We start from the raw sequence: 6,746 nt of genomic DNA, 5'->3' as shown, positions 1-6,746 counted from the left end.
TAAAATGCTGACCTTTCCTAAGATCTTCTTCATCCTGGAGAGGCTTATCTTCAATACGGACGCGATCGATCCACACCCAATGATCTTCTTCTCCTTCATCTTCATTCAAAAGCTCTATCCAATCTTCAAGCAGTCCTTCAGACTGCCACTTCTTAAGACGTCCATGAGTAGAAGTGAGTATAACTTCCAGCATGATGCCCCCATCATTTCGCTGTACCAATGATTTGGCTTCATCCAGGACTCTTTCAAGCTCCTGAGGGGTATCCAGATGCTCAGCAGAAAGAGATATGGTGTCATACACGAAACTTTGCAAAGGCAGGAATGTTTTTTTCCATTCCCCGTTATCGTAATCAATCAGATAACAGCCTTTTTCACCCGATTCCTTCCTTGAACGACCCTGTATATTCCCTGGATAGACAATCGGCGGATCTTCCGATAAGAACTGACGCTTATGGATATGACCAAGAGCCCAATAATCCATCCGCTTCTCATACAGTTCTTCCAGACGGAACGGAGCATACACGTCATGTTCGGTATTTGTATCCAGACTTCCATGCAGCATAGCTATATGCAGAGGAACTTCCCCTTCACGGATATACTCATTTACCTTACGATCTGTGACCTTCTTCTCCACGTAACTGAAGCCATATAAATTGGCCAGCGCCTCTCCCTTTTTCTTATATGTGAAAGCTTCTACATCCTGGGAGGCGAATATATGTACATTTTCTGGAAACTCAATGGGATAATGAGCCCCCTGTAAAAAATCATGGTTTCCATAGCTGACGTACACATGCACAGCATGGTCGGCCAGCCGGTCAAAGCCTTTCCTCAAGTGTATTTGAGCTTTCAAGCTTCTCATTTCCTCATTAAATAAATCACCAACAATTAAAACGAAATCTACCTGAAACCGGATAGCGGCATCAATAAGCCGGTCAAAAGCTTCGAAGGTGCTCATTCTCAAACGTTCCAACAGCCCTTTAGATACATGGCTTTTACTTTTAAACAAACTATCCAGATGCAAATCTGCCGCATGAATAAATCGCAGCTTTTCTGGCATATCCCCACCCCTTTCATCATGTTTTCCTTTATTTTAACAAAGGTGTATTTCGAATGCACGTTCGCCTTTTTAAAGCTTCTGTTTTATCTCGGTTCAGCTATTACAGTTAAGCTGCCGATTTCGTAAAGAAAAGGTGGATACTTGCAATGTGAATCTTCTTTTCAAACGTTCCACGCACCCTGCATGATGCTGGCAGTGGATCGTCCCTCTCCTGTCCTGAAGTGTATGGCTAACGAAGGATATAGAAAAACCGCGCTCCCAGTTTGGAAACGCGGATTGGCTCTATTTTTCCTTTTTAGAAAGCTGCAAAGCTGTTTTCAAATCCTTTAAGGATGAAGACTTCCCATACATCAGCACTCCGCCGCGATAAATGCGTGCTCCCAGGAAGGCAAGGAGAGCAATGGAAACAATTAATATTCCGATCGAAAGCAGCACTTCCCATATCGGTATATCGAGCATCCCAACACGCAGAAACATGGTCAGGGGAGCAAAAAACGGAAAGTAGGAACTGATGGTAATAAAAGCAGCATCCGGCTGCCCTAGGCCATAAATAGAAATAAGAAACGCAGCAATAACAAGCATCATCATAGGGGCAACGATTTGCTGGGCATCTTCAAGCCGGCTGACAAGCGAACCCAGTGTGGCGGCAAGTGTCGCATACAGTAAATAACCAAGTACAAAGAATACAAGGGCATATACGACAGTTAACGGATCCACATTCGTCAAACCGAATGATTCAAGCAATGACCCGCTCCCGGAGTTTTTACTTTGCTGAATCCCTAAATAACCCACCAGGATAAAAATCCCGTACTGTGTTAACCCAACCAGAGCAATACCGATAATCTTGGCAAACATCTGATTTACAGGAGATACACTCGAAATCAGGATTTCCATAACCCGGCTGGATTTTTCAGTGGCCACTTCAGTTGAAATCATATTGCCATACATCATCACAGCAAAATACATAAAAAATAGCATAACGTAGACGAGTCCTCGTGTCTGGTTCAGCTCTTCAGCCGTTTTCGCACTTTCTTCAAGTGCGTTTAATTCAAAGGCAACGGGAGCAGAAATCTGTTGAAGAACTTCATCATTCACGTTCGCTCTTTCTGTAATAATTTGAACTTTAAGCTGCTGAAGAGCCTGCCTGATGGGTTCACTCGTTCCAGTATTTGCGACCTGATTGGCATAATAATCGGCTTGAGGCAGACCATTCTCTGCTTCTTCAAGAACCGTAACGGATTGAAAATCTCCCGCTTCCACCTTTTCTTTTGCCTCTCCCAGACTTCCGCTATAGGCTTCAACAGCTACTTCCTGATTGGTCGCCATCTGCTGCTTAATGGATTCAATCCAATCTTCGTTCTCAGCTATAATGGCAACCGTCTTCTCTTCTTCATCCCCACTAAAAGAATTAATAATTTGTTGTAAATTTGTCAATCCAAAAATAATAAGCACTGTAATGATGGTGGTAATTAGAAATGATTTTGATTTCACCCGGTTTCTATAAGTGTGCCCCATCATAATGAAGAACTTATTCATAGGAAGCCCCCACCTTCTCAATAAAGATATCGTTCAATGTCGGCTCTTCCAGGTCAAACGTGCGGACAAAGCCTTTTCCTTGCAGTTCTCGAAAAACTTCCTGTGAAATGTTTTCAGATTCCACTTCCAGTTCACAGCCGTCCTGCACAGGCTTATATTTGGTAACGCCGGGGATTTGCTCCAGGTATGCGGTGTCAAAGTCCGCATGCACTCGAATATTCTTTTTGCCAAAGGAACGCTTAATATCTTTCAAACGCCCACGAACCACCGGTGTTCCATGATGAAGTATACATAGATACTCACAGAGCTCTTCCACATGCTCCATCCTGTGAGAAGAAAAAACAATGGAGGTTCCCGCCTCCTTCAAGTCCACGACCGCTTTCTTCAGCATTTCCACATTTACTGGATCAAGGCCTGAAAAAGGCTCATCCAATATGAGCAATTTGGGTTTATGTAACACAGCTGAGATAAATTGAATCTTTTGCTGATTCCCCTTGGACAGTTCTTCAACTTTTTTATTTTTATATTCAGGTACTTTAAATCGATCCAGCCAATAGTCCAATTCTTTCACTGTCTCCGACTTATTCATCCCTCGTAGCTTGGCTAAGTAAATAAGTTGTTCCTGTACTTTTAATTTCGGATACAGCCCTCTTTCCTCTGGTAAGTAACCAATCAAATGGCTTTGGTCATATCCGATCGATCCCTCGTTCCAGGAGATGGATCCTTTTGTTTGATCCAGAAGCCCCAGAATCATACGAAAGGTCGTGGTTTTTCCTGCTCCGTTAGCCCCTAAAAAGCCATAAATCTGTTTTTCAGGAATCTCCAGCGATAAATCATCGACCGCTGTAAACGATCCGAATTTCTTAGTTACATTCTCTAGTCTTAAAGTCATTCTCTGCACCCCTTTCCTTCTAATTCTACTACGAAAAGACTACAGTTTCGTTTCATTTATTTAAAAAATTTTCTAGAAGGCAGGAATTTCATTCATCAATCGCTAATGTAAAATAATGAACACTTATTCAGTTCAAGGAGGACACAGTTGTGAAGACGTATTTTTTAACCGTATTTAAGAGTGATGGCACGAACGTTCTGGATGAGACATTTCAGGCGGAGAATGATGATGAAGCAAAAAAAATAGGGCAGAAAAGATTAGAAGAGGAAGGGTACAGTGAACAGACTCATCGCTGTGTCGCACCTGAGGGACACCTGGTTCTGTTTCACAGATAACGAATTCCCCACTACTGGCTTAAACCTGGTACAACCGTAACGATCTCACGTAATAAAGCCGCGCTTATCTGCGCGGCTTTTTTTATTCTCCCTTAAAATTAGGCTGTCTTTTTTCTTTAAAAGCTTTTACACCCTCATGGTGATCGTGAGTCTGCTTCATATCCCACTGGGCTTTTCGTTCCTTTGAAAGATAAAGCATTAATTGATCAAGTCCATACTGATGATAAATTTCCTTCGTTGCGATCATGGATTTCAAAGGACGCCTGCTCCATTTTTTCGCCAGTTCATGAGCTTCTTCCTGCACGGATCCGTTCACAACGATATCCACGAGTTTGTGGTCATAGGCCTCTTTCGCCCTCATCTGTTCTCCTTTCCAGGCAAATTGCTTCGCCTGGTGAGTCCCTAGACGCTGCTGGAGCCAAAAGTGAGCCCCTCCGTCAGGAATAAGACCAATGCCAATGAAGTTCATTGAAATCGTAGCATCCGGCTCCGCTACTACGTAATCCGCTGCAAGGGCAATGCTTAAACCAAGTCCTACGGCAGGACCATGAATAGCCGAAACCACGATTTTCGGCATGGTATAAATGGAAGACACGATGGTTTCGATATGATTCATTACCTCGTCATATTGTTTTGCATCACTCACTCTGTCCATCATGCTAAGATCTCCGCCGGCGCAGAAGCCATCTCCTTTTCCGGAGAGTACCACTACCTGGCCTTCATATTCTTTTACCTGTTGAATCGCTTCAGCGAATTCTTTCAGCATTTCTGCATCCAAGGCATTATATTTTTCACCACGGGCTATCTTTAAATGGACGACATTGTCTATTTCTTCAATAACGAAATATTTCATTCTCAAACCCCTTTATAAAAATTCTCTCTCTATTTCATTTCTCCATTTGTAAGAATTTCCCCTGCACGAAACGACATAAAACTGGTGATAGAGACACAAGTTTTTTGGGGAGATGTCCACTCCTGGTTCTATTGATGAAAACACCAATAAAAAAAGCCACCCTCGAGGAGGATGACTTTCCTTATTATTGCTGTGGCTCTTCCGGGTTTCCGTAAAGCTCTTCCAGCGGTTTAGTGATGATTTTACTTACATCATTGATAACCGTGTTCAAGCGCTGCTCTTCTTCCATCAGTTTAGAAATCTGAGGGTGCTGCTGAACAAGTTCAACAACTTTACGAGCTTCTTCTACTTCTTCTTCAGAAATCTCTTCACCTTGCATTTGTTTCTGTTGAAGAGTTACTTGTGTCTGACGGAAATCTTCAAACATTTTTTTAGCAGCTTCATCATTCATTACTGCTTCATAAGCTTCTTTCAAGCTTGTGAATTCCTCACTGTTTCTAATTGCTTTTTCAAGATCATACGCGTGATCATAGATATTAGACATAAATTAAAAGCCTCCTAAATGGTTTCGTTCTTTGACTCCTACCCCACTATAACAAACTGAAGATGTGATGTATAGGAATCCCTATTTATCCGAGAATTAAAACAATTAAACCCTGCAGCAATCCAATCAGACCGCCAAGCAATGCTCCCAGATACGTGATCATTTTGAATTCCCGTCGAGAGATTCCAAGAACCATTTCTTCCAGCCGATCAACCTGAAAAGCTTCCACTTCTTCCTGCACAATTTCTGAAAGGTGCATGGATTCCATCATACTTTCCATCTTGCCGGATAATAGCACGCTCATTTTCTTAACAAGAAGAGGCACGAATTCCTGAAGAATTTTATGCTGATAGGGTTTTGACCATTCCGCTACCGTTTTCTGAAGCCATTCTTCAAGCGGCAGTGCTTTCGCGACGGCCTGCTCTAATGTATGAGCAACGGCAGTTCGCCCGATCTTATTTTCGTAAAACCCTACAGGCTGATTCATAGCCCGCTGAAGTTCGGACTGAAGCATTCCTCTCAGCCAGTAAGTCATTTCTTTATCTGAAACGTAACGAATAATCGCAGGGTAGATTCGCTCTGTAATACCATCCGGTCCCGTAAAAGAGGAAATCATATTTCCAAGAAACCCTAGGTTATCAAGATAATTATCAATTAGTGCAGTTACTTTATATCTGCCTTCCGGACTTTGAAAGTACAATGTAACCTGCTCTTGAATATGGTCAGCAAGCTGATCCGCTCCCACCTCAATTTTTTCTTTCCATTCGTAGGAGAGGAGATTTTCTAAGGTTTCTTCCCGGTAGTTATCCATTACAGAATGATATCGGTTCTCTACCCAGCTGGAAATTGACTGCTCAAGATGAATCGTATTCATATCCAGGTCAAGTTCCTCCAGCATCTCTTTAAGAGTGGCCGGATGGTTAAGTATTTTCTCGATTTCTTCCTGAGCCCATTCCGTCATTTGGGTTTGGAAAGCTGGCCTTTCCAGTTTACGACGCAGACCTTCTGCGGTCAGTAAATGCTCGACCACCATTCGCCCCAGTTGTCTCGCGAGTTCTTTCTGTCTCTTTGGAATCAACCCGGGGGTGAAAGGCAGGCGGAAATTCTTTATATACAACGCACGATAGGGCCGAAAAAGCATCTTTATAGCAAGGGAATTGGTCAATCCTCCAATTAACGCACCGATTCCTATCATCATTAACACGAGCAATACAGGATTCATGGGGACAACCTCTCTTTATTTAATCTCACCCAAGTATAAGGCATTTCAGGGGTTGTGCCAATTTTTATGAAAAAAACCACCTGATTATCATATCCTTTAGCTCTATGAAATCTTTATATTAATTTTTACAGAAAAGCTCCCGTTTGTTGAAGACTTGATTTCGAGATATTTGTATTGAGCGGAAGGTCCACCGGGGGACGATTTCGCTTTCCGCGGGCATGTGCTGAGCTTCCTCGGGCTTAACAGCCCTGCGGGATCTCACCGATCATGTTCATCCCGCAGGAGTCTTCATCGTCCCCCTCCGGAC

General features: G+C 42.8%; 7 protein-coding genes. 1 reads left to right on the top strand and 6 read right to left on the bottom strand.

The genetic code is table 11. The annotated features are described in order from the left end of the window. The 3 genes from WAM07_RS05210 to WAM07_RS05200 all read right to left on the bottom strand — a co-directional run. Positions 1-1,057 (bottom strand): metallophosphoesterase family protein (locus WAM07_RS05210; protein WP_422165358.1); only part of this gene is annotated, 1,057 nt, incomplete at its 3' end. A gap of 282 nt (positions 1,058-1,339) precedes the next feature. Beyond that, positions 1,340-2,593 carry an ABC transporter permease gene (locus WAM07_RS05205; protein WP_422165356.1) on the bottom strand — a complete coding sequence of 418 codons (1,254 nt, stop codon included), beginning with the start codon at positions 2,591-2,593 and terminating at the stop codon, positions 1,340-1,342. Continuing rightward, the gene (locus WAM07_RS05200; protein ID WP_422165354.1) at positions 2,586-3,485 is read right to left on the bottom strand and encodes an ABC transporter ATP-binding protein; all 900 of its coding nucleotides are present in this window, start codon (positions 3,483-3,485) and stop codon (positions 2,586-2,588) included. The genes WAM07_RS05205 and WAM07_RS05200 overlap by 8 nt, the downstream gene beginning before the upstream one ends. Before the next feature lie 149 nt (positions 3,486-3,634). Between WAM07_RS05200 and WAM07_RS05195 the strand changes: the two genes are divergently transcribed. Further along, positions 3,635-3,820 (top strand): YhzD family protein, encoded by a 186-nt coding sequence (locus WAM07_RS05195; RefSeq protein WP_422165352.1) that lies wholly within the window; start codon positions 3,635-3,637, stop codon positions 3,818-3,820. An 82-nt stretch (positions 3,821-3,902) separates the two neighbouring features. On the opposite strand, the gene WAM07_RS05190 is transcribed toward WAM07_RS05195, so the two are convergent. From WAM07_RS05190 to WAM07_RS05180, 3 genes are all read right to left on the bottom strand, one after another. Then, positions 3,903-4,673 (bottom strand): enoyl-CoA hydratase, encoded by a 771-nt coding sequence (locus tag WAM07_RS05190; protein WP_422165351.1) that lies wholly within the window; start codon positions 4,671-4,673, stop codon positions 3,903-3,905. A 184-nt stretch (positions 4,674-4,857) separates the two neighbouring features. Further along, on the bottom strand, positions 4,858-5,217 hold the full coding sequence (locus WAM07_RS05185; protein WP_014642448.1) for a YlbF family regulator: 360 nt from the start codon (positions 5,215-5,217) through the stop codon (positions 4,858-4,860). Positions 5,218-5,302: 85 nt separating this feature from the next. Further along, complete coding sequence (locus tag WAM07_RS05180; protein WP_422165349.1) at positions 5,303-6,439, bottom strand: DUF445 domain-containing protein; 1,137 nt, start codon at positions 6,437-6,439, stop codon at positions 5,303-5,305. Positions 6,440-6,746 lie beyond the last annotated feature (307 nt).

It is taken from the genome of Halobacillus sp. (assembly GCF_049282395.1).
Taxonomy (GTDB): Bacteria; Bacillota; Bacilli; order Bacillales; family Halobacillaceae; genus Halobacillus.
Note: the sequence above shows the minus strand (reverse complement) of the source record. Positions and strands in the feature narration are given on the sequence as shown.

What these genes read in the sequence shown, in the direction of transcription:
- WAM07_RS05200 (WP_422165354.1), bottom strand. Translation starts at nt 3,485, where the DNA reads ATGACTTTAAGACTAGAGAATGTAACTAAGAAATTCGGATCGTTTACA.
- WAM07_RS05180 (WP_422165349.1), bottom strand. Translation starts at nt 6,439, where the DNA reads ATGAATCCTGTATTGCTCGTGTTAATGATGATAGGAATCGGTGCGTTA.
- WAM07_RS05190 (WP_422165351.1), bottom strand. Translation starts at nt 4,673, where the DNA reads ATGAAATATTTCGTTATTGAAGAAATAGACAATGTCGTCCATTTAAAG.
- WAM07_RS05185 (WP_014642448.1), bottom strand. Translation starts at nt 5,217, where the DNA reads ATGTCTAATATCTATGATCACGCGTATGATCTTGAAAAAGCAATTAGA.
- WAM07_RS05205 (WP_422165356.1), bottom strand. Translation starts at nt 2,593, where the DNA reads ATGAATAAGTTCTTCATTATGATGGGGCACACTTATAGAAACCGGGTG.